At 30.9% G+C, this 23,548-nt stretch carries 24 protein-coding genes and 1 tRNA gene; 12 read left to right on the plus strand and 13 right to left on the minus strand.

Translation table 11 applies throughout. From position 1 onward, the window contains the following. Positions 1 to 17 precede the first annotated feature (17 nt). The gene (gene glmS, locus ACKTTC_RS18860) at positions 18 to 1,874 is read left to right on the plus strand and encodes a glutamine--fructose-6-phosphate transaminase (isomerizing) (protein ID WP_408041421.1); all 1,857 of its coding nucleotides are present in this window, start codon (positions 18 to 20) and stop codon (positions 1,872 to 1,874) included. Positions 1,875 to 1,922: 48 nt separating this feature from the next. Here the strand turns inward: glmS and ACKTTC_RS18865 are convergent, their stop codons facing one another. Further along, on the minus strand, positions 1,923 to 2,876 hold the full coding sequence (locus ACKTTC_RS18865) for an endonuclease/exonuclease/phosphatase family protein (RefSeq protein ID WP_408041422.1): 954 nt from the start codon (positions 2,874 to 2,876) through the stop codon (positions 1,923 to 1,925). Between the two features lie 56 nt (positions 2,877 to 2,932). Continuing rightward, positions 2,933 to 4,009, minus strand: a complete 1,077-nt coding sequence (gene prfA, locus ACKTTC_RS18870; RefSeq protein ID WP_408041423.1) for a peptide chain release factor 1 — start codon at positions 4,007 to 4,009, stop codon at positions 2,933 to 2,935. Between the two features lie 86 nt (positions 4,010 to 4,095). Here prfA and ACKTTC_RS18875 point away from each other — a divergent pair, with 86 nt between their 5' ends. Continuing rightward, the gene (locus ACKTTC_RS18875) at positions 4,096 to 4,521 is read left to right on the plus strand and encodes a hypothetical protein (RefSeq protein WP_408041424.1); all 426 of its coding nucleotides are present in this window, start codon (positions 4,096 to 4,098) and stop codon (positions 4,519 to 4,521) included. On the opposite strand, the gene ACKTTC_RS18880 is transcribed toward ACKTTC_RS18875, so the two are convergent. Next, positions 4,518 to 5,240, minus strand: a complete 723-nt coding sequence (locus ACKTTC_RS18880; protein ID WP_408041425.1) for a sulfite exporter TauE/SafE family protein — start codon at positions 5,238 to 5,240, stop codon at positions 4,518 to 4,520. The genes ACKTTC_RS18875 and ACKTTC_RS18880 overlap by 4 nt on opposite strands. A gap of 129 nt (positions 5,241 to 5,369) precedes the next feature. Between ACKTTC_RS18880 and ACKTTC_RS18885 the strand changes: the two genes are divergently transcribed. The 4 genes from ACKTTC_RS18885 (at position 5,370) to ACKTTC_RS18900 (ending at position 8,304) form a co-directional block, all read left to right on the plus strand. Next, a complete protein-coding gene (locus ACKTTC_RS18885) occupies positions 5,370 to 5,804 on the plus strand; it encodes an Lrp/AsnC family transcriptional regulator (protein ID WP_408041426.1) in 435 nt (144 codons plus the stop codon). A 183-nt stretch (positions 5,805 to 5,987) separates the two neighbouring features. Further along, complete coding sequence (locus ACKTTC_RS18890; protein ID WP_408041427.1) at positions 5,988 to 6,542, plus strand: hypothetical protein; 555 nt, start codon at positions 5,988 to 5,990, stop codon at positions 6,540 to 6,542. 116 nt (positions 6,543 to 6,658) lie between these two features. Next, a complete protein-coding gene (locus ACKTTC_RS18895) occupies positions 6,659 to 7,222 on the plus strand; it encodes a YceI family protein (RefSeq protein ID WP_408041428.1) in 564 nt (187 codons plus the stop codon). A gap of 2 nt (positions 7,223 to 7,224) precedes the next feature. After that, positions 7,225 to 8,304, plus strand: a complete 1,080-nt coding sequence (locus tag ACKTTC_RS18900; protein WP_408041429.1) for a hypothetical protein — start codon at positions 7,225 to 7,227, stop codon at positions 8,302 to 8,304. A gap of 55 nt (positions 8,305 to 8,359) precedes the next feature. Here the strand turns inward: ACKTTC_RS18900 and ACKTTC_RS18905 are convergent, their stop codons facing one another. The 8 genes from ACKTTC_RS18905 to ACKTTC_RS18940 form a co-directional block, all read right to left on the minus strand. Continuing rightward, positions 8,360 to 9,538 (minus strand): AIR synthase related protein, encoded by a 1,179-nt coding sequence (locus ACKTTC_RS18905; RefSeq protein ID WP_408041430.1) that lies wholly within the window; start codon positions 9,536 to 9,538, stop codon positions 8,360 to 8,362. 106 nt (positions 9,539 to 9,644) lie between these two features. After that, positions 9,645 to 11,162: a carboxypeptidase regulatory-like domain-containing protein gene (locus ACKTTC_RS18910; protein ID WP_408041431.1), complete on the minus strand. Its 1,518-nt coding sequence runs from the start codon at positions 11,160 to 11,162 to the stop codon at positions 9,645 to 9,647. A gap of 11 nt (positions 11,163 to 11,173) precedes the next feature. Next, positions 11,174 to 12,514 carry a CsgG/HfaB family protein gene (locus ACKTTC_RS18915; RefSeq protein WP_408041432.1) on the minus strand — a complete coding sequence of 447 codons (1,341 nt, stop codon included), beginning with the start codon at positions 12,512 to 12,514 and terminating at the stop codon, positions 11,174 to 11,176. Positions 12,515 to 12,524: 10 nt separating this feature from the next. Continuing rightward, entirely contained in the window at positions 12,525 to 12,929 is a 405-nt protein-coding gene (locus ACKTTC_RS18920) for a curli assembly protein CsgF (protein ID WP_408041433.1), read from the minus strand. Positions 12,930 to 12,939: 10 nt separating this feature from the next. Further along, positions 12,940 to 13,641: a CsgE family curli-type amyloid fiber assembly protein gene (locus ACKTTC_RS18925; protein ID WP_408041434.1), complete on the minus strand. Its 702-nt coding sequence runs from the start codon at positions 13,639 to 13,641 to the stop codon at positions 12,940 to 12,942. A gap of 1 nt (position 13,642) precedes the next feature. Continuing rightward, positions 13,643 to 14,083: a hypothetical protein gene (locus ACKTTC_RS18930; protein ID WP_408041435.1), complete on the minus strand. Its 441-nt coding sequence runs from the start codon at positions 14,081 to 14,083 to the stop codon at positions 13,643 to 13,645. A 67-nt stretch (positions 14,084 to 14,150) separates the two neighbouring features. Beyond that, on the minus strand, positions 14,151 to 15,158 hold the full coding sequence (locus tag ACKTTC_RS18935; RefSeq protein ID WP_408041436.1) for a hypothetical protein: 1,008 nt from the start codon (positions 15,156 to 15,158) through the stop codon (positions 14,151 to 14,153). 403 nt (positions 15,159 to 15,561) lie between these two features. Further along, positions 15,562 to 17,745 carry a glutamine synthetase III family protein gene (locus ACKTTC_RS18940; RefSeq protein WP_408041437.1) on the minus strand — a complete coding sequence of 728 codons (2,184 nt, stop codon included), beginning with the start codon at positions 17,743 to 17,745 and terminating at the stop codon, positions 15,562 to 15,564. Between the two features lie 164 nt (positions 17,746 to 17,909). Here ACKTTC_RS18940 and ACKTTC_RS18945 point away from each other — a divergent pair, with 164 nt between their 5' ends. Then, positions 17,910 to 18,920, plus strand: coding sequence for a glutamine synthetase beta-grasp domain-containing protein (locus ACKTTC_RS18945; RefSeq protein ID WP_408041438.1), 1,011 nt, complete (start codon positions 17,910 to 17,912; stop codon positions 18,918 to 18,920). 63 nt (positions 18,921 to 18,983) lie between these two features. Here ACKTTC_RS18945 and ACKTTC_RS18950 read toward each other — a convergent pair whose 3' ends face one another. Beyond that, on the minus strand, positions 18,984 to 19,922 hold the full coding sequence (locus tag ACKTTC_RS18950; protein WP_408041439.1) for a calcium/sodium antiporter: 939 nt from the start codon (positions 19,920 to 19,922) through the stop codon (positions 18,984 to 18,986). A gap of 169 nt (positions 19,923 to 20,091) precedes the next feature. On the opposite strand from ACKTTC_RS18950, the gene ACKTTC_RS18955 reads away from it, so the two are divergent. The 4 genes from ACKTTC_RS18955 (at position 20,092) to ACKTTC_RS18970 (ending at position 21,958) form a co-directional block, all read left to right on the plus strand. Continuing rightward, the gene (locus ACKTTC_RS18955) at positions 20,092 to 20,637 is read left to right on the plus strand and encodes a hypothetical protein (RefSeq protein ID WP_408041440.1); all 546 of its coding nucleotides are present in this window, start codon (positions 20,092 to 20,094) and stop codon (positions 20,635 to 20,637) included. A gap of 808 nt (positions 20,638 to 21,445) precedes the next feature. Next, positions 21,446 to 21,598 (plus strand): SsrA-binding protein, encoded by a 153-nt coding sequence (locus ACKTTC_RS18960; RefSeq protein WP_408041441.1) that lies wholly within the window; start codon positions 21,446 to 21,448, stop codon positions 21,596 to 21,598. A 14-nt stretch (positions 21,599 to 21,612) separates the two neighbouring features. Next, positions 21,613 to 21,840, plus strand: a complete 228-nt coding sequence (locus tag ACKTTC_RS18965) for a putative signal transducing protein (protein WP_408041442.1) — start codon at positions 21,613 to 21,615, stop codon at positions 21,838 to 21,840. A 44-nt stretch (positions 21,841 to 21,884) separates the two neighbouring features. Beyond that, positions 21,885 to 21,958: transfer RNA gene (locus ACKTTC_RS18970), tRNA-Arg, on the plus strand. Between the two features lie 115 nt (positions 21,959 to 22,073). Here ACKTTC_RS18970 and ACKTTC_RS18975 read toward each other — a convergent pair. After that, positions 22,074 to 22,874, minus strand: coding sequence for a hypothetical protein (locus ACKTTC_RS18975; protein ID WP_408041443.1), 801 nt, complete (start codon positions 22,872 to 22,874; stop codon positions 22,074 to 22,076). Positions 22,875 to 23,047: 173 nt separating this feature from the next. Between ACKTTC_RS18975 and ACKTTC_RS18980 the strand changes: the two genes are divergently transcribed. Further along, the gene (locus tag ACKTTC_RS18980) at positions 23,048 to 23,485 is read left to right on the plus strand and encodes a MarR family winged helix-turn-helix transcriptional regulator (protein ID WP_408041444.1); all 438 of its coding nucleotides are present in this window, start codon (positions 23,048 to 23,050) and stop codon (positions 23,483 to 23,485) included. Positions 23,486 to 23,548 lie beyond the last annotated feature (63 nt).

A 23,548-nucleotide genomic window follows, 5' to 3' on the forward strand; every position in this document is an offset into this window, starting at 1 on the left:
AAACAGAAAAAATTATTATGTGTGGAATTACAGGATATATTGGAGAGAGAGATGCTTATCCAATTGTAATTAACGGACTAAAAAGACTAGAATATCGTGGTTACGATAGTGCTGGTGTAATGATGTATGATGGGGAGTCGATGAACTTATCTAAAACAAAAGGTAAGGTTTCTGACTTAGAAGTTATTACAAATAATGAAGAAAAAAGAAAGAAAGGAAAAATAGGTATTGGTCATACAAGATGGGCAACACATGGAGTACCTAATAACATAAATTCACATCCACATTTCTCACAATCTGGAGATTTAGTAATTGTTCATAATGGAATTATTGAAAATTACGATACCATTAAAAAAGAACTAATTGCTCGAGGTTATGAATTTCAAAGTGACACAGACACCGAAGTTTTAGTAAACTTAATTGAAGAAGTTAAGAAAAGCGAAGGATGTAAATTAGGAAAGGCAGTACAATTAGCATTAACTAATGTAATTGGAGCCTATGCTATTGCTGTTTTTGACAAAACAAAACCTAACGAATTAGTAGTAGCTCGTTTAGGTAGTCCTATTGCAATTGGAGTAGGGAAAGATAATGAAGAGTTTTTTATTGCTTCCGATGCTTCTCCTTTTATTGAATTCACAAAAGACGCTATTTATTTAGAAGACGGTGAATTAGCAATTATCAAAAAGGGAAGAGGGATTAAAGTTAGGCAAATTGATAATGATAAACCTGTCGATACTAAAATTCAAGAACTTAAATTAAGTCTTGATCAAATTGAAAAAGGTGGATATGATCACTTCATGTTAAAAGAAATCTACGAACAACCTAAAGCAATTATAGATACTTATCGAGGAAGAATGTTAGCTGATGAAGGTATTATTAGAATGGCTGGTGTTGACGATAATATTTCGAAGTTTTTAAATGCAGATCGAATTATTGTTATTGCTTGTGGTACTTCTTGGCATGCTGGATTAGTAGGAGAATACTTACTAGAAGATATGGCTAGAATTCCTGTAGAGGTAGAATATGCTTCTGAATTTAGATATAGAAATCCAATTATTACACCTAAAGATGTTGTAATTGCTATTTCTCAATCTGGAGAGACCGCAGATACTTTAGCTGCAATTAAACTAGCAAAATCTAAAGGAGCATTCGTATTTGGTATTTGTAACGTAGTAGGTTCTTCAATTGCTAGGGAAACTCATGCTGGTGCATATACACATGCCGGGCCAGAAATTGGAGTAGCATCTACAAAAGCATTTACGACACAAATTACGATACTTTCTTTAATTTCTTTACGTTTAGCACAAGCAAAAGGTACGTTGTCTAAAACGGCTGTAAACAAATATTTACAGACCATGCAACAAATCCCTAACCAAGTAGAGAATTTATTAAAAATAGATCCTATAGTACAAGAAATTGCAGATGTTTATAAAGATGCGACTAATTGTCTATACTTAGGTAGAGGGTTTAATTTCCCTGTAGCATTAGAAGGTGCTTTAAAACTAAAAGAGATTTCATACATTCATGCTGAAGGATACCCTGCAGCTGAAATGAAACACGGACCTATTGCTTTAATTGATGAAAATATGCCTGTTTTTGTTATTGCAACAAGAAAAGGTCATTACGAAAAGGTAGTAAGTAACATTCAAGAGATCAAATCTAGAAGTGGTAAAATTATCGCTATTGTTACTGAAGGTGATGTAACTGTTAAGGAAATTGCAGATCATGTAATTGAAATTCCTGAAACAGAAGAAGCTCTTACACCATTATTAACTACTATACCATTACAATTATTATCGTATCATATAGCGGTAATGTTAGGTAAAAATGTAGATCAACCTAGAAACTTAGCAAAATCTGTTACTGTAGAGTAAACGATTTACTAAATAACGTAAAAAATCCAGCTTTTAGAGCTGGATTTTTTATTTTCTATACAAATTCATGTATACTGGAAAATGATCTGAATAACCTCCTTTATACCATCTTCCAATATAGGTTCTAAATGGACTTCCTTTACGTTTCCCTTTATGTGTTCGCAACCATTTTTTATTAAAAACTTTTGCTTCAAGAAATGTATGATCTGTATCACTATTAGTCAAGAAAGATTTAGAGACAATAATTTGGTCAAACAAATGCCATTTTCGTTGGAAAGTTAAGGACCCAATTCCTTTACTATATAATTCTTCCATAGGATTATAAAACTCTTCAGTCATTACATAATCCTTTATACTTTCGTCATTCGGATTATCATTAAAATCACCTAAAATAATAATCTTAGGATCTGAGTCTCCTTCTTTAATTTCTGCTATCGCATAATGCAATAATTTTGCCGCTTCAATTCTTTTAAAATCTGACTTTTCTTCCCCTTCTCTTCTTGATGGCCAATGATTTGTAATAATGTGCACTAATTCTCCATTCAACCTTCCTGAGACGACTAATATATCTCTTGAAAAGCCTCTTTCTCCATCATCTTCTTCATAATGAATTGGATAGTTTTTAGTATGCAATACTTCAAAAACATCATTTCTATATAATAATGCTACGTCAATACCTCTATTATCTCTAGAACTTTTATGCACAAAACTATACCCTTCATCTCTCAAGTTTTTATGATGTATTAAATCCTCTAATACTTTTGTATTTTCTACTTCCACTAAACCAATAATAGCAGGAGTGTATTTAGATCTATTCTTTCCTATTTGAGCAATTACTGAACTAATATTTTTCACTTTTTTACGATATCTCGACTCACTCCATCTCAGTTTACCTTTAGGTGTATACGCTTCATCATTAGTCAATGGATCATCTACTGTATCGAAAAAATTTTCAACATTATATAATGCTATTGTAAATACATTTTCTTTATTTAACTTCATCTATTTCTTAAAATCTTTTTAAACAAAAAAGGCAACCATTGGCTGCCTTTATTAATTTATATTGTTTCTCCTAGTTCTTTTAACTTAGAAGTATTTTCTGCTAACATGAGCTCATCTACAATTTTTTGAATATCTCCATTTACAATGTTCTGTAAATCATATAATGTTAATCCAATTCTGTGATCTGTAACACGTCCTTGTGGATAATTATAGGTTCTAATCTTTGCAGAACGATCTCCAGAAGTTACCATAGAACCTCTTTTAGCTGCATCTTCTGCTTGTTTTTTAGCCAACTCTAAATCGTATAAACGCGAACGTAATACTTTAAATGCTTTTTCTTTGTTCTTATGCTGAGATTTCTGGTCTTGACATTGCGCTACCAAACCTGTAGGGATATGCGTTAAACGTACTGCAGAATAAGTTGTATTTACAGACTGACCTCCAGGACCAGACGAACAGAAATAATCGATACGAACATCTTTTGGATTGATCTCTACATCAAATTCTTCTGCTTCTGGAAATACCATACAAGTAGCCGCAGAAGTATGTACTCTACCTTGTGTTTCAGTTTGCGGTACACGCTGCACACGGTGTACTCCTGCTTCAAACTTTAACGTTCCGTATACATCTTCTCCAGAAACTTCAAATTGAATTTCTTTAAATCCTCCATTGGTTCCTTCACTATAATCAACGATAGAAACTTTCCAACCTTTACCTTCACAATACTTAGAATACATTCTAAATAAATCACCCGCAAAAATACTAGCTTCATCTCCTCCAGTTCCAGCGCGTAATTCTACTACTGCGTTCTTTCCATCTTCCGGATCTTTAGGTATTAATAGGAATTTTATTTCCTCTTCTAATGCAGGAATACGTTCTTTTGCTTCATCCATCTCCATTTTAGCCATTTCTACCATTTCAGCATCGCTACCATCTGAAATAATTTCTTTAGCTTCCTCTATATTATTCAAAAGTGTTTCGTACTCGTTTGCTTTTTTAACAACCTTTCCTAAATCCTTGTATTCTTTATTTAGTTCTACATAACGTTTTTGGTCAGAAATAATATCTGGTTGGATGATTAAATCTGAAACCTCATCGTAACGTTGTTTTACTATTTGTAATTTATCTAGCATTATTCTTTTCGTTGGTGTGCGAATTTACGACTTTTCTTTAAATTTGTTTTGCTGAAAACCAGTGATTGACTCAAAATTTACTCTATATGCGCTATCTTTTTTTGTTTTCTATTCTAATAATTTGCCTTTCTTGTTCAAATAAATCTGAAAATCCAGATTTTTTGGTTGGAAAATGGAAACGTGTAAACAATGAAACAGGGAAGAATACCTATGAAATTTGGAACTCTAATTTCTCTGGTCTTGGCTACACTTTAAAAGATAAGGATACTGTTTTTAAAGAAGATTTAAACATTGTAAAATTAGATGGAAGTACATATTTACAAGTTAAAGGTGTAAATGAAAATCCAACTTTTTTCAAAATAACAGAATTAAGCAAAAATTCTTTCACCTGTTACAACAACAAAAATGAATTTCCTAAAAAGATTTCTTATTGGTTAGAAAACAAACAGCTGTATGCTAAAGTTTCTAATGATGATTTTGCTATTGATTTTATTTTTGAAAAAATGGATTAACTTTTAATCGTTAGCATAACTCCAGATATAAACAACAAGGATAACACAATTCTTTTTAGTGTATTTTCATTTAGTCTTGAGTACATTTTTTTTCCAAAATATATAGACAATAAAAATGCTGGAATTAAAAGTACTGAGTAATAAAAATGGGTAAATTTTAAGATTCCTTGTACATATAAAATAGGAACTCTGGTTAAAGTAATTAATCCTAATACCCCAAACATTGTTGCTCTAAATACTTTCATATCTACTACTGAGTTTCTTACTACCATTACATATAAAGGTCCGCCTGTTGAAAATAATCCAGAAAAAAAACCTCCTGCCAACCCAAAAACAAATTCTAATTTAGGATTAGCTGTTAATTTATCTTTCATAAAAGTGGTGTACAAAACATATAGTAAAATAAAGATTCCAAGAATTTTCTTAAGTATTAAGGGTTTTCCATATTGCAATACCCAAATCCCCAGGCTTACACCAAAAACAGTTGCAATTATCAATCTAATAATAATCGTTTTATTAATGTTTTTCCATTCTTTAGAAATTAATATAATACTAGAATACAAGTAGAATAATGCTAAATAAGAGATCGCATCTTGCAAACTCATGGTTAATAGTAATATTGGTAAGGCTACTAATGCCCCAGCAAACCCAATAATAGTTTGAATAAAAAAACCTAAAAAAACACCGATCACTAAAATCAGAAAAACACTTAAACTCATAAGATAAAAAGTCAATTAAATTTTATCCAAAGCTAAAAACCTATTATTTTAGTAGGAAATTAATTCCACCGTGTTTCTGTTAATTTTTAAAGGAAAAAAAGGATTTACAAATACCAAACAAACGAATCGATGGTAGACGATATAGACTATTTAATATTAAACGAACTAGGTAATAATTCCAGAACTTCTTTTGCTGATTTAGGAAGAAAAATAAACCTTTCTGCTTCTGCTGTACGAGAACGCGTTCAAAAATTAGAAGATAATGGTGTTATTAAAAACTATTCTACAGAAATTGATCATTCAAAAATTGGTTACGGAATAGAAGCTTTTATTATTCTTAAAGTTTTTAGCGGTAAACTGAAGCTGTTTATTTCTGATGCAAATAAATTTCCAGAAATGCAGAAAGCATATCGTATTACAGGAACACAAAATATACACATGAAAGTAACCTTAAAAAATCAATTACACTTACAACAGTTTATAGATCAATTGATAGATTATGGTGACACAACTACACATTTAATATTATCTGAAATTACTCCCGCTAAAAGTAACTCATTTTAAAATTATACTACAACTTTGAGCTTCTTAACTACTTCTGAAAAATTTCTTAAAGCAATGTATTTCTGTTAGATTCTGTTCTGAAAAATGTTCAAACAGCTTTAATTTCATACTTAAGCATTTGTAAATCAATACTCTTTTGATTTTTTTCATTAACTTAGAGACTGAAAAACAACCATTTAAATCATGAAGAGCAAACTAATTTTCTATACTCTTTTATTATTTATTTCTTTGAGTTGTAGCAAGGACACTCCACCAGAGCAACCTCCTCAATTTCCAATGAAATCATTGATAGAAAGTGGAGTTTTAGATTTACAATCAACTATAAATAGCCCAAATACATTTGAGGTTGGATATTTGTTTAAGACATTTAAAAGCGGAAGAATTTCATCTGTAAGCATTAGAGTACCTGCAAATGGTGAATATCGAGTTTCCTTATGGAATTTTGACACACAAGAACTATTACTTACCCAACAAGTTCAATCTAGTAATGGATTAATTTCTACACAAGAAATCTCTCCAATAACTATAGAATCTAGTGTAGATTACTTTGTTTCTGTTAACACTAGTAACTATTACACTTTCAATAAAGGAGGAGCTGTTATATTTCCTTCAGACATTGGAGATGTTTTGATAAAAGGATATGGTAGTTACTTAGGTACTTCTCAAATGCTACCTGCAACTTTTTCTACAACATCTTACCTTGGTATGGTAGATATTGAATTTATTCCTGATAATTAGTATTTCATTATTCTTTCAAACATTTTTTTACATCTTTCTACACTTCTTTTACATTGATTTGACATTTTTAACGAAGCGCTAAAATAGTTTTACTCAGAACTTAAAATTTAAATCAAATGAGAAAAATTATTATGCTATTCGTTAGTATTATTTGTTTATCAACTCAATGTAAAGCACAAGAGAAAATAGTCGTTAATATTGAAAAAAGCACCATTAAATGGATTGGTGAATACACTTTTTATTTTGGAGGTCATGATGGGTTTATTAGTTTTAAAGAAGGTTACTTCTTAAAAACAAATGATATGATTACCGGTGGAGAATTTATTATCGATATGAATTCGATTACAAATACCGATGTTGAAGACACCAAGGCCAACAAAGGTTTAGTCGATCATTTAAAGGCATCTGATTTTTTTGATGTTGAAAGATATCCAACAGCAAAATTAAAAATTACTTTTATTGAATATTTTGAAAATAACCACGTAAAGATTAATGCAGATTTAACCATCAAAGGAATTACAAAACCTATTCATTTTAATGCAGAATTCAATTACAAAGAAAGGAAGATGTTTGCACGTTTTAAAATAGACAGACGTGATTGGAATGTAAGTTATAAGAGTAAACTTAAGAACAATGCCATTTCTGATGCAATAGGATTTGAAGTAACCATAAAATTATAATGATGAAAAGATTCTTATTAATTTTATTTTTATTTCTTCAAACACTATTCGTTCTTTCTCAAGAAAAAGAGAAATTAATAATTTTTAAAAACTCAAAAGACTGGCAAAAAGAAATCATTAAATTCCCAATTGACTGGGCGCCAAAATTAAAGTTTACAGGTTTTGAAGAACTCCTTTTTACTCCTAATTGGTCTAATCCTAAAAACAATGAGTTTTGGTCTTTAATTATAGGATGGAAAGTAGACACTGCCCATCCTCTATTTTTAAAAGATGTAACAACTAACTTCAAAGCTTATTTTGATGGTTTAATGAAACCTAATCACTGGGCAACCGATTTTCCAGAACCACAAGTTATGTTTCATAAAAAAAACGATGGATTTACAGGTGCCATGACATTTTTTGATGGTTTTCATACTGGAAAAGTGATTACAGTAAACATTAAAGGAGAACAGTATTTTGACAAATCACTTAAAAAATCCATTCTTATTTTTCGTTTATCTCCTAAAGATTATAAAAACCCAATATGGAATCAGTTAAATGATATTAAATTACAAAATAAAAATGCTACTATTATTCAGCTTGATTCTTCTTGGGGTAAAGAAATATTTGACTTCCCTATTCGTTTTGCTAAAAACATTAACTATAAAGGAATCGCGGAAGTACGGTTTCCTCCTAAAGGATGGAGAAATACGGAACATCCAAACTTTTGGTCTTATGTATATGCATGGTATATAGATTTAGACAGAAAAATTACTAAAGAAGAATTGGAACTCAATCTTCAAAAGTATTTTGATGGATTAAATAATATAGAACATAACAAAAACTTAAATGGATATAAAGCTTCCGCTAAAATCTTAAAAATTAAAACCATTGATGACCTTACTGTATATATAGGAAAGATTCAGACTTATGATAGATTCGCAACCAATAAGGGTTTAACTTTAAACATTATAATTGAGAATAGGTATTGTAAAGCAAAACAAAGAAATATTATCTTTTTTAAATTTTCACCAAAGAGTTTTTATCATAAAACATGGCAAATGCTACAAAAAATTACTCTTACAAAACAGTTATGCTATTAAATAAAAAAGCCTCGGAAGTACCCAAGGCTTTTAATATATTTCATTATTTACTAGTCTAGTATTCAAATGTACCATACTCACTTTTAATCGTAAGCTTTTTTGTTGCAGAAGCCTCAACTCTACCAATAATTTGCGCATCTACATTAAATGATTTTGAAATCGCAACAATTTCTTCTGCTACTTCTGGAGATACATATAATTCCATTCGATGTCCGCAGTTAAATACTTGATACATTTCTTTCCAATCTGTTTTAGACTGTTCTTGAATCAATTTAAACAAAGGTGGAATTGCAAACATATTATCTTTTATAACATGAACATTATCTACGAAGTGTAAAATTTTTGTTTGTGCTCCTCCAGAACAATGTACCATTCCATGAATGTTTTCTGAAGTATATTTAGACAATATCTCTTTAATAATCGGCGCATAGGTTCTCGTTGGAGAAAGCACTAATTTACCTGCATCAATTGGTGAGTTTTCAACCTCATCTGTTAATGTAACGCCACCAGAATACACTAAATCGTTAGGAACGGCAGCATCAAAACTTTCTGGATATTTTTCAGCTAAGTATTTACTAAATACATCGTGACGAGCAGAAGTTAACCCATTACTTCCCATTCCTCCATTATATTCCTTTTCATAACTTGCTTGGCCAAAAGACGCAAGTCCTACAATAACATCACCTTCTTTAATATTTGCATTATCTATTACATCTGAACGCTTCATACGAGCCGTTACAGTAGAATCAACAATAATAGTTCGTACTAAATCTCCAACATCTGCAGTTTCTCCACCAGTAGAATGTATTGTAACTCCAAATTCTTTTAACTCTGCAATTAACTCTTCTGTTCCGTTAATAATTGCTGAAATTACCTCACCAGGAATTAGATTTTTGTTTCTACCAATAGTAGACGACAACATAATATTATCTGTAGCACCTACACATAACAAATCGTCTATATTCATAATAAGTGCATCTTGTGCAATTCCTTTCCAAACAGAAACATCTCCAGTTTCTTTCCAGTACATATATGCTAAAGATGATTTTGTACCAGCGCCATCTGCATGCATTATTAAGCAGTATTCTTCATCGTTTGTTAAATAATCTGGAACTATTTTGCAGAAAGCTTTAGGGAACAACCCTTTATCTATATTCTTTATAGCATTGTGTACATCTTCTTTAGATGCTGACACTCCTCTTTGGGCGTATCGTTTAGAAACTTCTTTACTCATGTTGTGTTGTGTTGTTGCATGCAAATTTAGTTTTTCTGAGATTGATATCAAGAAAAAAGCGAACGTTTTTTAACGTTCGCTTCATCCCCAATAACCTTACTGTATGTTACTCCCAATCAGGCATAACTGCATTGGAAAATAACCTCCTTCTATCTAAATTTACTCCATCTAAATTTAGCTCCATGATGTTTCTTTGCGATACTCCATCATTAGAAGTATTCACAAAAATCACACGTGATTCATTTGGGGAAAATCTGGGATCTAGATCATTGGTGCCGGCTTCTTTGTCATCGTCGGAAATGTCTCTAAAGCTATCATCGGTAAAATTGTATATAAACATTCTTGTATCTAACTGTCTATAATCATCCGATTGAAAATCGGTAATATCTCTACTGAATAGTAATTGGTTTCCAGATGCAGATAAGTTTAATCCACCTACAGCACCTATATTATTTGAAATTACTGTGTTCAATATATTCCCTGTCAAATCAATTATATAGATTGAACTATTGTATCCATCTGCATTGTTTGTTTTTATAGCAATTTTACTTTCATCTTCACTCCAATCACATTCTGTTATTAAAGAACCATCTGCAGTACTAAATATTTCTTGCAAGCCTGTTCCATCTTTATTAATCATATATAGTTTATCAAAATTTGGATATATTAATCGACTTCCATTTGTAGACCAAGAGAAATCTATTTCATTCAAATTAAATCCTGCAACTGGTACAGAAGACGTTACTTGTCGTACATCTTCTCCATTTGTTTTCATGGTATGAATATGTACTTCATTATTCTTTATTCTTAAAAACGCAATTAAGTTTGCTGCATTGTTTTTTCTAGGTCTCCACGAGTTTACATTAGTACTTGTTATTCTAATTTCATTTTCAACTTCATTCGTATCAAAATTAAAATTAGATGAATAAATTACATTATTGTCTCCTTCACTTTTTACGTAAAAAAATCTATTTGCTGGTTCTTCTTTTATTGTAAATGAATTTATTCCACTCGCTACTTCAGGATTAATTTCATCTGAAGCAATAACTTGCCAAAAATATTTCCCTCCAAATTTTAAATCTTGTAGCTCGTAACTTTCTTCTGTTATATTTTCAACTCTAATAATTTCATTATTAAAATTATTTCGAATTTCTATTGTGTACAACAGTTCGTCTTCATCTGGATCTGTAGACTCCCAAGTTAGCGTAACCGTGTTTTCTAAATCGGTAGTTTCATCTTCTGGAGTAAGTAAATTAGGTTGTGTTGGTCCTTGATTTAATGCCGTAGAAATATCCATTTCCAATACAACATTAACTATATTTTCCTCACTTACATTAGCTCCTTCAAAAGTATCTAAATACCCATCTTTATTTGCACGTACCGAATATTCTTGAACCTCAATTCTTTCAAATGAAAACTCTCCGTCTGCATTTGTAAAAGTTGTATTATTAGTAGGTGAAAGTGTAACCTTTACATTTTCTATAGGTTCAAAATTTTCTTTCTTAACTACTTTCCCCGTTAAATCTCCATATGTAATAACATCTACTCCTCCGTCTACTCCACATTGAAAAAACGTATGAGAAAGCACGAATAGTAAAACAAATATTTTGAGCTTATTTTTCATGTGAATTTGTATTAAAAGTAAATATTTAGTCCTGCGCCAAAACTGAAGACCATGTCGTTTCTCTCACCAACAATCTGCCTATCTAAATCATCGCTAAACAACATATCCATTTCTCCATTTATAAAAAACCCTACTTTTTTAGAAATGAGATACTCTAGCCCCACACCTCCTTGGAGCTTTAAAAAACCTTGACTTAAATTGCTTCTGGCTATAGAGCCAAAACCTGTATAGATATAAGGAGAAAACCTATCATTTGGTAGTATAATATATTCTAAATTAAAAGCAGAAGTAAAGAAAGACTCACGATAAACCCCCCTGTTTTCAAGTTCTAATCCCCCTAATAAAACCCAAATATTAAATTTATCATTATCTAACATATACTTCCACTTTATATTATAACCTAAACGATAGGTAGCATTGTTGTAATCTCCTGATATTTTAGAAAGTCCGCCTCCGAAACCTACGGCGAAACGATCCCTTCTTTTTTCTTGTTTTCTGTCATATAGTAATGTATTATCTGTTTCTTGTTTTTCTTTTTTGTATGCTTTTTTCACATAATTTATTGCTGCATTACCTCCATCTGGCTTCCATATTCCGTCTACAATTCCTTCTACAATTAATAAGTCTACAGCTTTATCTATAGCTTCTTTTACTGCTAATTGTGCTGGTTCGTTTTTAGTAACTCCTGTTTCTGCTTCTAACAATCTTCTTAAGGAAACATATCTATATAGGTTTGCGGACAAACTTTGTGATAAAATCGTTTTAGATACATATACACTTTTTAATATTTCTCCAGTAGAAGTAGATACTATTCTTAAGTATACTGTAATTCTATCTTGTCTATACTGATTTGATCCTCCTAACCCAAAATAACGCAAACCTGAACCTCCAGTTATAATATTAGAATCGTAAGAAACTACTCCTCCTTCTATAATTATTCCTGCAAATAGTAATGGCGGCATAGTAACTTTTCGACCATTAGCATGTTCTTGCCTTGTATTTCGAATAATCTGTCTTTCATTTAATAAGTTTCCAATATTCTCTCTTTCAATAGGTCTAAACCAACCTGATTCTTCTAATGATTTTAATAATATTGTAGTTCCTCCTTGAGTAACAGCCGTGCTAAAAGTAGATCCATTTTGTACAGGTTTATATTGCCCTGTTTGATCTCTAAATTTATAGACACCTACAATAATTTTATCTGATGGTAGAAAATTTTTCGCGAGGAAATCCGGGGAAGTATTTTCTCCTATTCTTGCTTTTGTTTGTACTAGTGGTTGGTTAAAGTAAGTACCACAACTAGATAACAAATAGAAGCCTAATAAGCATATGGTTAGAGGGATATGTCTCATTGTTCCTTAATTATTGGTTAGGGATAGTTATTTGTGTTTGTTCTCCTGTTACTACATTTAAAATACTTACGTTTAAACCATTGTCTCCTGGTGTAATCTCAACGACTAAATCACCAAATGAATAGGTTCCTACAGTTAAATCTGTATTACCTAATTGTTGTTGAAATAGACTTTGTGATAAGGAACTAAGTAACCTTCTATTTAAACTATTGGTAAAGTTTTCTAAATCTGAAGCTACTTCTCTTTGATCGTTTCCATCTTCGCTAAAATCGTTTTGTGCAGTTACTGACGCTATTATTTGTTGGTAATTGAAGGCATCTCCTCCAAAGAATGGACTAATGGGTCTATAAACCAAATCTTGTGCATAGCTTACACTTGATAGCAATAGCAGTATAATGAGTAATTTTTGTTTCATAGTATAGCGTTTATAGTTTGCTAAAAGCTGTTTTTCTATTTTGATTAAAATTTCTGAGTTTTCTCATGGCATATACCACATTTGTCTTTAAATACTCTTCTTCTGGCCTTGCAAAAAACTCATGTATTTTTTTTCCTTCAACTTCAATATGAATGACACTATTTCTTCCTATAGCTGGTTTTTCTATAATTTTTATAATGAATGGGTACTTCTTACCTGACACTAAATATTCTTTATAAAACCAATCATGATAGTCTCTTCCTATCCTTGTAATTGACTCATCTACAACAATTCCTTTTATCAAGAAATTTTCTTCATTAACAATAGCTGTTTTTTTAGTTGGAATAAGAAATAAAGTATCTCTGTGTAACAACTTACCTTTGTGTTTTATAAATAGATAAGTTCTTAGTTCGTCATCCTTTCCTAAATTTATTCGTAATTCAGATAGTTTTTTTTCCTCTTCTGGTTGTAATGAAAAATCGCTAGTTTGATTATTTTTAGAAAAGTTTCCTGAAGCGTTTTTTACTGCTACTAAATTATAATTCAGCTCATCTACATAAAATTGCTCTCCATTATATGCCTGGGCTCTTACAATGACTAGCTCATCATTTCTCTGGATAAGAATCTCTCCTTCAATTTTCAATTTTTCATCCTCTTGCCCATATAGCAAGTGAAATAGTAATACAAACAAAAAAGTAAAAACTCGCACCATACTAATAATTTAAAATTTCCATTCTAGCACCTCCAAACTGAACAATGCTCATATTATTAGACAGTGTATTAGAACCTATAATTTTTAAATAATTATTATCCCTCAACTGAAGTATTCCTAAGTTTATTGATAAATTATTGTTGTAATTCTGGAATTGATATAGATTACTATTTCCTATTTGTCTTACATTATGAAAGCCAATAGCGAATCTATTTTGAATTGCAGCATTATTTGAGTCTCCAATTTGTTGTAAAGAAATAACACCATCTTGGCTATTTGCACTCTTAAACCCAATATTTTGTATTTGTTCAAGGTATGTGCTCTTTTCTAAATTCAAAGAAGTATTTGAAAAGTAGCTAGGTAGTTTTTCTTCTTGTGCAACAACTAAAAAGAAGGTAAAACTTAAAAAAATACTGATGCTTATTTTTTTTAAATCTATCATGTCTTACAGTTTTTAAAAACAAAGAAGTGAGAAGAGATAAGCTCTTCCCCACTTCTTTATCTGTTTTCTACTGCCCACCTACATTACCTGTTTGAGTAACTTGAGCTTTATTCATGTTTCCTTGCTGTAACACACATGAAGCATTGTTTGCTCCTTGATATGCAGTTTGACTAACTACAGAAGAGTTTCCATCACCTAACTGATTTACTAAACTACAGTTATTCCCCATCATAGAGTTTTGTGTAACACATGATTTATTATCGTTTCCTACCTGATTTACTGTAGAAATATTACAAATACTTGGATCATCTGTAGTAGTAGTTTGTGTTTCTACAGAAACGTTACCATTACCTGTTTGGTAAACAGAAGCATAGTTATGGCTACCTACCTGATTTTGTTGTGCAGCATTTTCATCTCCTACTTGATTAGCAAAAGCTACACTACCACTAGAACCATTAGGTCCGCTTGATTGGTCTTGTCTAATTGTATTGTTATTTCCAACTTGGTATGCTGAAGCCTCATTATTATCGTAACGTTGTTTTTGGTACGATGAGTTTCCGTTACCAGATTGAGCAGCATATGTTAAATTACCTTCAGCTTGCTTTGCTCCATCATCTCCAACATCTTGCTTAGCGTAGTTATCATTACCACTTTGCCAAATTCTTGCTTTATTATCGTTACCAAACTGTTTGATATCGGCCCCATTTCCATATCCTGTTTGATCTGTAGAAGCTAAGTTACCCACTCCTCCAGGAATGAAATTAGAATTGTCTTGTCTTATTAAAGACATATTGCTATTTCCTACTTGAGTACCTTTTGCTTCGTTACTATCTCCTACTTGTTGAATATCAACTTTATTCTTACCTTCAGTAATAAACCCATCTGGTCTTTCTATTTGATCTACCTCGCAATCAGCACATACTGGACGCTCAGCGTTAGTTCTCATTTTAGCATGAATAGGAGTTCCGTATTTTTTTCCTATTGCCCCATCTTTACCCACAGAAGTTTGTTTATTTAATTGTCCGAATGTTGCCATTGTAGTTAATGACAATACTACTAATAATAGTTTTTTCATGATTAAAAATTTAAAAGTTTGATTATAAAGCAAATGATTCCTAATTAGAGACACGCATAGTGCATAAAGCACAGCTTTTTGCATGCTAAATTAAGAGGGTATTGCTAAAAAATAGGGGTAGTGTAAATTGTGGGGGTAGCGTAATAGTTTTATTTATTTAAAAATAAAACTCTCCACTACATCAGTCATTAAAAGACTGTAACGTAACAGTTTAAATATTTAAACATGATAAAGTTAGTATTTTTTTTCTTTCCTTTTTCATTTTTCTCTTTTTTCTATCCCAAAAAATTAAAAAACAGCGAAAACACTGGGGCTTTCCAATGATTTAAAATAAAAAAAACAGGAAAATCCCCCTGTTTTTTTCTAATAATTTATCTTATATAACGACAAAATTCTTAATAAATCATCTGACAAAAAGTAATTCTCTATACTTTGTTAATGGCCATAAATTATCATCTACTAACAGTTCTAATTTATCTACATGATAACGAATATCTTCAAAAAAAGGTTTCACTTTATAACAATATGCATCTGCATTCTTTTGTCCTTTTAATTTGTTTGCTTTTTTTCTTTCTTCAGTCATTTTCTCAATCATTGCATTGATTTCTGCCATATGATTAGATATTCTTTTAATCAGTTCTATTTGTTCTGATGCATATTTCTCAAAATCTGATCCAAATATTTCTTTTAACCCTTTTACATTTTCAATTAATGTATTCTGATATTGAATCACTGTAGGAATTACATGGTTACGAGAAATATCTCCTAAAACTCTACTTTCTATTTGAACTCTTTTCGCATACTCTTCCAATTCAATTTCATGTCTTGCCACTACTTCTGTCTGGTTCATTACATTCATTTCTTCAAAAAGAGCAATATTTTCCTTAGCTATTTTAGCTTTTAACGCTTCTGGAGTTGTTTTATAATTACTTAAACCTCTCTTTTTTGCTTCTTTTTCCCATGCCTCACCATAACCATCTCCTTCAAATCGAATATTTTTAGATGCTTTAATATATTCTCTTAATACATTAAACACTGCTTCATCTTTTTTAAGACTTTTTGTATCTATTAATTTATCAACCTCCTTTTTAAAATCTTTTAGCTGTTTCGCTATAATAGTATTTAAAACAGTCATAGGTCCTGCACAGTTAGACCAAGAACCTACAGCTCTTAATTCAAACTTATTTCCTGTAAATGCAAAAGGTGAAGTTCTGTTACGATCTGTATTGTCTAATAAGATTTCAGGAATCTTACCTACGATATTTAACTTTAAATCTGTTTTTTCCTGAGGAGATAATTTTCCTTTAGTTACATTTTCTAATTCATCTAAAACAGCAGATAATTGAGAACCAATAAATACTGAAATAATTGCTGGTGGTGCTTCATTTGCTCCTAACCTATAATCATTTCCTGCACTCGCAATAGAAGCTCTAATAAGTTCTTCGTAATCATGTACTGCTTTAATTGTATTTACAAAAAAGGTTAAAAATTGCAGATTTTTCATTGGTGTTTTACCTGGACTTAATAAATTAACTCCAGTATTCGTACTTAAACTCCAATTATTGTGTTTTCCTGATCCGTTAATTCCTTTAAAAGGCTTTTCATGAAACAACACTTTAAAGTTATGACGTTGTGAAACTTTTTCCATAACATCCATTAATAAAGAGTTGTGATCTACTGCTAAATTTGCCTCTTCAAAAATCGGTGCTACTTCAAACTGATTAGGTGCTACTTCGTTATGTCTTGTTTTTAATGGAATTCCTAACAACATTGATTCTTGCTCTAAGTCTCTCATAAAATTCATTATTCGAGTAGGTATAGAACCAAAATAATGATCATCTAATTGCTGTCCTTTTGCAGAAGAGTGTCCTAATAATGTTCTTCCTGTAGTCATAATATCAGGTCTGGATGCTGCTAATGCTCTATCGACTAAAAAGTACTCTTGCTCCCAACCTAAGGTAGCTGTTACTTTCGCAACATTCTTATCAAAATATTTACAAACTGCTGTTGCAGATTCATCTATGGCTTGTAGTGCTCGTAATAATGGTGCTTTATTATCTAATGCTTCTCCAGTATATGCAACAAAAACAGTAGGTATGCATAACGTTGTTCCGTAAATAAAGGCTGGAGATGTAGGATCCCAAGCTGTATAACCTCTCGCCTCAAAAGTATTTCTAATACCTCCATGTGGAAAAGAAGAGGCATCTGGTTCTTGCTGCACTAATTGACCACCATCAAATCGTTCCATAGCACCTCCTCCTGGCAAGGTTTCAAAAAATGCATCGTGTTTTTCTGCTGTTGCTCCTGTTAATGGCTGAAACCAATGTGTATAATGTGTAGCTCCTTTAGATAAAGCCCAATCTTTCATACTTACCGCAATCTGATCTGCGATACTTCTGTCTATTTTAGTTCCAAACTCAATTGCATCTTTTACACTTGTGTAAGCTTCCCTACTCATATGTTGCAACATAGCTTTTTCACTAAACACATGATTAGCAAATAATTCTGAGCGTTTCATTTTTTCTTCTACATATATTGTTTGTCTGTTCAATGTTTCTTGTAAAGCATTAAATCTAATTGTTGCCATATTCAAAATTTTAAACAAAAATAATATTAATACCCTAAAAAAATAGGGGTAAATAAATTTAATATTTAAAAAACAAACATTTAACCCCTAAAAATTTGGGGGTAAATAAAAAAATAATCATTTTTGTGCAGCAAAACTCAATAATTATACTTAAAAAGAATATCATGGCTAGATTTAAATTAGAGTACATTTGGTTAGATGGTTACGCTCCAACTCAAAACATGCGTAGTAAGACTAAGGTTGTAGAAGACTTTAGTGGAAAATTAGAAGACTGTCCTATTTGGTCTTTTGATGGTTCTTCAACTCGTCAAGCCGAAGGTGGAGATTCTGATTGTTTATTAAAACCTGTAGCTATTTACCCAGACCCTGCTAGAGAGAATGGTTTTTTAGTTATGACAGAAGTTTTAAACGCAGATGGTACACCACATCCAACAAATGCACGTGCTAAAATTGATGATGATGATAATGACTTCTGGTTTGGATTTGAGCAAGAGTATTTTATTATGGATACACATACACAATTACCTTTAGGGTTCCCTATTGGTGGTTATCCGGGACCTCAAGGAATGTATTATTGTTCTGTTGGTGGTAAAAATACTCATGGTAGAGATTTTGTAGAAGAGCACGCAGATCTTTGTATTGCGGCTGGTTTAACTTTTGAAGGTATTAATCAAGAAGTTGCCTCTGGTCAATGGGAATTCCAATTATTTGCTAAAGGAGCTAAAAAAGCTGGAGATGAAATTTGGGTTGCTCGTTATTTATTAGATCGCTTGACTGAAAAATATGGATATTATATTGAATATCACCCAAAACCAGTAAAAGGAGACTGGAATGGTTCTGGTATGCACGCAAATTTCTCTAATACTTTATTGAGAACTTGTGGAGATAAAGAAACTTACGAAAAAGTATGTGAAGCTTTTAGACCTGTAACTAAAGAACATATTGCTGTATACGGAGAATATAACGATCAACGTTTAACAGGTTTACACGAAACTGCTTCTATTAACGATTTTAGTTATGGTATCTCAGACAGAGGTGCTTCTATTCGTATTCCAATTATTACTGTAGAAAAAGGATGGAAAGGATGGTTAGAAGATCGCCGTCCAGCATCTAACGCTGATCCATATAAAGTAGCAGGAAGAATTATTGAGACCGTAAAAAGTGCGAAGATCTAAAAAGGGTCTTGAAATTTTATACATTGTTCAAAAAGCTCATCTAACGATGAGCTTTTTATGTTTTTATACGAACGCTAAATAAATAAAAATGCTATATGCCACGAACAACAGAACTCCTTTAATTCTTCCTAAAACAAATTTCTTAGGTATAAATACCAACGGCAAAATTGCAAATGCAAATGCTAGCATCCAAAAAATATCTTTTGTTAAAATCTGAGGTTCAGTTACAGGGATCTTTTTAATCATAGCAGTTAATCCAAGTACAGAAGCAATGTTAAAAATATTAGATCCTATTAAGTTTCCTAATGATATTGCTTTTTCTCCTTTTACAGCCGCTATTACTGAAGCTGCTAACTCTGGTACACTTGTACCTATAGCAATCATCGTAATTGAAATAACTCCTTCACTTACTCCAACACTTTTCGCTAAAGATTTTGCCCCTTCTACTAACAATTCAGAACCAAAGTATAATGCAGCGCCACCAATTAGTAACCATATAGTAATTTTTCCATAACCTACAGTCGCTAATTTATCGTCTACTTCGTCGTCTACCTCTTCTCCTTTAGCAGATCTTATTAATACTACAAGGAATACAACTAACCCTAAAAACAAAATCGCTCCTTCTGTTTGTGTTAACGCACTATCATTTTTTAGGAAGAAATAAATCAATAGCGAAAAAAACATCATCACAGGCCAATTTAGCTTATAAAAATCTTTACTAACAGCTATGGGACCAATTATTGCGGTAATACCTAACACCAAGCCAATATTAGCAATATTAGATCCTATTACGTTATTTATAGCAATTGCTGGTGAACCGTCTAAAGCAGCTTGTAAACTCACCAATAGTTCTGGAGCTGAAGTTGCAAAAGAAACAACAGTCATTCCAATAACCATTTTAGAAATATTTAGCTTAAAAGATAACCCTACAGAAGACCGCACTAAAAACTCTCCTCCCAAAACCAACAATAGCAACCCTAAGATAACGTACGCTATACTCATAAATTTAATTTTTCACGAATATAGGAATTAAATGCTGCAACAATTCTGTCTTTTCTCATGTCCTTACAATTTTTATTATTTCAAAAACCGTAGGGTATTTTTCATCTAAGTTGTAATACACTCAAGGAACAAACTACGCTAAGTAGAATTATAAATTAAAATAGATAAAATGAAGAATTTCCTACAACAAACAAAAAATTGTATTGCATTACTAACCTTAATTTTAGTAATTACTTCTTGTTCAAAAAACGATAAAAATTTACTTAATACCGCCAATCAAAAAGTAATTTTCAATTTTGACAATGGTACTCCTAGCGGTGAATATTATAAAAGCGAAGAAAAAAACAATATTAAAATATCTTCTTTTGAAAAAAATACAGCTGATGCTCATGATGAAAATATTAGGCATACTTCTAGCTCGGATTTTTCAGGGATTACAGTATATAGTTATAATGGCTTACTTATCGATTTAAATCAATTTAATATTAGTCAACACAAAATAGCTTTTAAATTCAAAAACGGTGCGAGTGATACTGAAGTTTCTTTTCTAGACACAAATGATAATGTGATTAAAAAAGTAGACAATATAGCTGTTGTATCATGTATATGTGATCCATATCAGGAAATGAATACCGAAATACCTACTGCCACCAAAAAGATTATTATCGATTCGTATACTCTTAGACTTAATGAAATTACTATTGAAGCACTTTAAGTAAAATAATATTCGATTTTAGCTTTATTAAAAAGACACATAATTTAATATGTGTCTTTTTAATTTAAATTGAAATTTTGCTATGTAAAAAAAACTTAAAATCATATTTCTTTTTCCTCATTGAATACTTCAAAAAACAGGTTTAAAAACAAAACTGATTTAACTCTTTTTTAAGAGTTGAAAAAATCAAATGGTCAAAAAATAGGCTTTTCAACAACCATTTTTCCTTTGCTTTTGAAAAACAGCTCAAATCCTCCCTTTATTTCATTATAGTTTTACATCATAATAAAACAATAGTATTACAAATAAAAACACAAACAAAGAACACAAAGTTTCAATTTATAACTAAAAACACTTTTTAAACTTCATATGTAAATTCAAATAAATTAAAACTGTTTCAAAAATTTGGTGCAAGTATTTCTTTCAATATATATTCGAAAAACAATTCCGGAAATAAACTAATTACTAACCCAAAAAAAACAATTAAAAAAATGATCGTAATACTTATAAAACTAGTTGCTACTCTTATCGAACAAGTATCAATTTTTATTAGCTTACTATTCTAAGCAGAATATTTACAACCGGAATTAGACATATGCTTTAAAAGAAAAATGAAAAAATTAAAACGGGGAAAATTATATCAACAAAAGAAGAAGAATATATACAAGTGGGAGATTTTGCTATGAAAACTTGCTATGAAATAAACAATTAAACTATGTAAAAGAGAAAAACAATACAAGTGATGAGCGGGGAACTCATCACTTTTTTAACACTTTTTCGTTATATTTGATTAAACATCAAAATAGTAATGAAAAAACAACTATTTAAAATACTAGCTAAACTTAACAAAGCTCTACTACCTTCCTTTACCAAAAGGCAGTTAGATATTTCCAAAGCCTCAAAGTTACAGTTAGCAATAATTGGCTGGAGGGCTTTTATAACAATGAATTCTTTAGATTAATAAAAAAATGAATTATGAGTGATTTTATGAAAGTGTTTTCAGGAACATCTATTTTAGTGAATAGATTAGCTTACATGCTAGATGAGTTAGGTGTTGCATCTATGATTAAAGATAATAAAGAATCTGGCAGATTAGCAGGTTTTGGTACTTTAGGACAATCTGTAGATTTATTTATTAATCCATCAGATTTTGATAAAGCAAAAGAAGCTATTCAAAATTTTGAAAAAGAAATTTCGAAATAGTTTTTCTATTTAAAAAAATAAACTATATTTGCATCCGCAAAAACGGCCTCGTAGCATAACTGAATAGTGCACTTGATTACGGCTCAAGAGGTTGCAGGTTTGAATCCTGCCGAGGTCACAAGGAGTAAAATCCAAAAATATAAGCCTTACAAATCATCAGATTTTGTAAGGCTTTTTTTATGGTCAATTATATTTAATGTATTCTTATAGTTCTACTTATATTAAACGTCAAACTATATCTTAAATTCTTTTAAAAATAGTGGTCCTTTCCTTTTTATCTTTTGAATAACCTTTAAGTTTTCTTCTCTTTGCACATCTCTTACTATTTCTTCATCAATACAATAGTCTAAAAACTTAAACAATTGGTCTTCTGGTATTTTTAATTCATGAATTAAATTATGTTTTCCTACAATAGCAATTATCCTTTCTGGCAGATGATCTCTAAACACTTCTTTTTTCAATCTTTGTCCTAATCTTTTTTCCTCATTAGAAGTAAATATTGAAAAACGCAACAAACTAACACCTTCAAATGCTAAGATCGGATCAGTATTACGTTCTACAATGGTTGCTATATCTTCTCCTCCTTCTTGCTGTAAAATCACTCTTTTATCGGCATCAACCATAGTAAAATTTGCAGCTTTCTTAGACTTTTCTACTCCTTGGTTTACAGGTGTTTTTTTAATATCAGTAGTTAATACTTGTTGTAATTGTGTCTTTTTAACTTCGATCTCCTCAAGAATGTGTTGCTCTAAAACTAACAGAATATTTATTTTTTTCCTTTTCATAGAAATACTAGATACCTTCATTTTTTTAGTATAATGCTGAATAGAAGTCACCTGTAAAATATCCCCTAGTTTGGCATCTATAAAAAACTGTCCTTTATCGTCTGAAAAGGTTCCCTCCTTTGAAGTTTCATTTATTACGTGTGCATTGGCAACAATACCAATTCTGTCTGATATTACTCCTTCAATAGTAGTTCTTTGGGCTATTAACTGACAAGAAATTAAAAGAAGTATAAATGTGATTTTTTTCATAAGTAAGGCATTTTAAAGAATTGATTTCCCTTTTAAAATACAACAATAATTTGTTTTTTACTATGCTATTTATTTTAAAAAAGTATTAAAATACTAGCTTTTTAAATTCATTTACTCAAAAAAATATTTGTATGTACAACTAATTTTATATCTTTGTACTAAAATAATTTTATATGAGTGAATCTAATAGTACATATCATGAGTGCTGCCTTTACTTTACTGCTAATTCATTATCCAGATACATGAATGCTATGACTGACAATGCTTTTAGAATTACAGGGCTGGCTCCTGCTTATGCTCATTTAATGCTATTATTAATAGAAGAACCTGGATTAAGTCATAATGAGTTAAGTAATAAAATGAATGTAAAAGCATCTACAATGACTAGATCTATAGATAAATTATTAGCTATGGGTTATGTAGAACGTAAACAAGAAGGAAGAAATGTATATGTTTACCCTACTCCAAATGGTATTCATTTAAAAGAAAAAATTAACGAAGCTTTATCTATTTTGTTTAAAGAATATTGTAATGTTTTAGGTGAAGATTTTGCCGTAAAATTAACTGCAGATATTCATAAAGCAAATGAAATCTTAAAACAAGAAGAATAGAATTCATTGAAAAATAAATTCTATTTTTTAAAAAAACTTGTATGTACAACTAATAATTTAAAA

This window comes from Tenacibaculum amylolyticum (genome assembly GCF_964511145.1).
GTDB lineage: Bacteria > Bacteroidota > Bacteroidia > Flavobacteriales > Flavobacteriaceae > Polaribacter > Polaribacter amylolyticum.

Excerpts from the sequence above, each read along its gene's own strand:
- glmS (WP_408041421.1), top strand. The coding sequence starts at position 18 with ATGTGTGGAATTACAGGATATATTGGAGAGAGAGATGCTTATCCAATT.
- ACKTTC_RS18865 (WP_408041422.1), bottom strand. The coding sequence starts at position 2,876 with ATGAAGTTAAATAAAGAAAATGTATTTACAATAGCATTATATAATGTT.
- prfA (WP_408041423.1), bottom strand. The coding sequence starts at position 4,009 with ATGCTAGATAAATTACAAATAGTAAAACAACGTTACGATGAGGTTTCA.
- ACKTTC_RS18875 (WP_408041424.1), top strand. The coding sequence starts at position 4,096 with ATGCGCTATCTTTTTTTGTTTTCTATTCTAATAATTTGCCTTTCTTGT.
- ACKTTC_RS18880 (WP_408041425.1), bottom strand. The coding sequence starts at position 5,240 with ATGAGTTTAAGTGTTTTTCTGATTTTAGTGATCGGTGTTTTTTTAGGT.
- ACKTTC_RS18885 (WP_408041426.1), top strand. The coding sequence starts at position 5,370 with ATGGTAGACGATATAGACTATTTAATATTAAACGAACTAGGTAATAAT.
- ACKTTC_RS18890 (WP_408041427.1), top strand. The coding sequence starts at position 5,988 with ATGAAGAGCAAACTAATTTTCTATACTCTTTTATTATTTATTTCTTTG.
- ACKTTC_RS18895 (WP_408041428.1), top strand. The coding sequence starts at position 6,659 with ATGAGAAAAATTATTATGCTATTCGTTAGTATTATTTGTTTATCAACT.
- ACKTTC_RS18900 (WP_408041429.1), top strand. The coding sequence starts at position 7,225 with ATGAAAAGATTCTTATTAATTTTATTTTTATTTCTTCAAACACTATTC.
- ACKTTC_RS18905 (WP_408041430.1), bottom strand. The coding sequence starts at position 9,538 with ATGAGTAAAGAAGTTTCTAAACGATACGCCCAAAGAGGAGTGTCAGCA.
- ACKTTC_RS18910 (WP_408041431.1), bottom strand. The coding sequence starts at position 11,162 with ATGAAAAATAAGCTCAAAATATTTGTTTTACTATTCGTGCTTTCTCAT.
- ACKTTC_RS18915 (WP_408041432.1), bottom strand. The coding sequence starts at position 12,514 with ATGAGACATATCCCTCTAACCATATGCTTATTAGGCTTCTATTTGTTA.
- ACKTTC_RS18920 (WP_408041433.1), bottom strand. The coding sequence starts at position 12,929 with ATGAAACAAAAATTACTCATTATACTGCTATTGCTATCAAGTGTAAGC.
- ACKTTC_RS18925 (WP_408041434.1), bottom strand. The coding sequence starts at position 13,641 with ATGGTGCGAGTTTTTACTTTTTTGTTTGTATTACTATTTCACTTGCTA.
- ACKTTC_RS18930 (WP_408041435.1), bottom strand. The coding sequence starts at position 14,083 with ATGATAGATTTAAAAAAAATAAGCATCAGTATTTTTTTAAGTTTTACC.
- ACKTTC_RS18935 (WP_408041436.1), bottom strand. The coding sequence starts at position 15,158 with ATGAAAAAACTATTATTAGTAGTATTGTCATTAACTACAATGGCAACA.
- ACKTTC_RS18940 (WP_408041437.1), bottom strand. The coding sequence starts at position 17,745 with ATGGCAACAATTAGATTTAATGCTTTACAAGAAACATTGAACAGACAA.
- ACKTTC_RS18945 (WP_408041438.1), top strand. The coding sequence starts at position 17,910 with ATGGCTAGATTTAAATTAGAGTACATTTGGTTAGATGGTTACGCTCCA.
- ACKTTC_RS18950 (WP_408041439.1), bottom strand. The coding sequence starts at position 19,922 with ATGAGTATAGCGTACGTTATCTTAGGGTTGCTATTGTTGGTTTTGGGA.
- ACKTTC_RS18955 (WP_408041440.1), top strand. The coding sequence starts at position 20,092 with ATGAAGAATTTCCTACAACAAACAAAAAATTGTATTGCATTACTAACC.
- ACKTTC_RS18960 (WP_408041441.1), top strand. The coding sequence starts at position 21,446 with ATGAAAAAACAACTATTTAAAATACTAGCTAAACTTAACAAAGCTCTA.
- ACKTTC_RS18965 (WP_408041442.1), top strand. The coding sequence starts at position 21,613 with ATGAGTGATTTTATGAAAGTGTTTTCAGGAACATCTATTTTAGTGAAT.
- ACKTTC_RS18975 (WP_408041443.1), bottom strand. The coding sequence starts at position 22,874 with ATGAAAAAAATCACATTTATACTTCTTTTAATTTCTTGTCAGTTAATA.
- ACKTTC_RS18980 (WP_408041444.1), top strand. The coding sequence starts at position 23,048 with ATGAGTGAATCTAATAGTACATATCATGAGTGCTGCCTTTACTTTACT.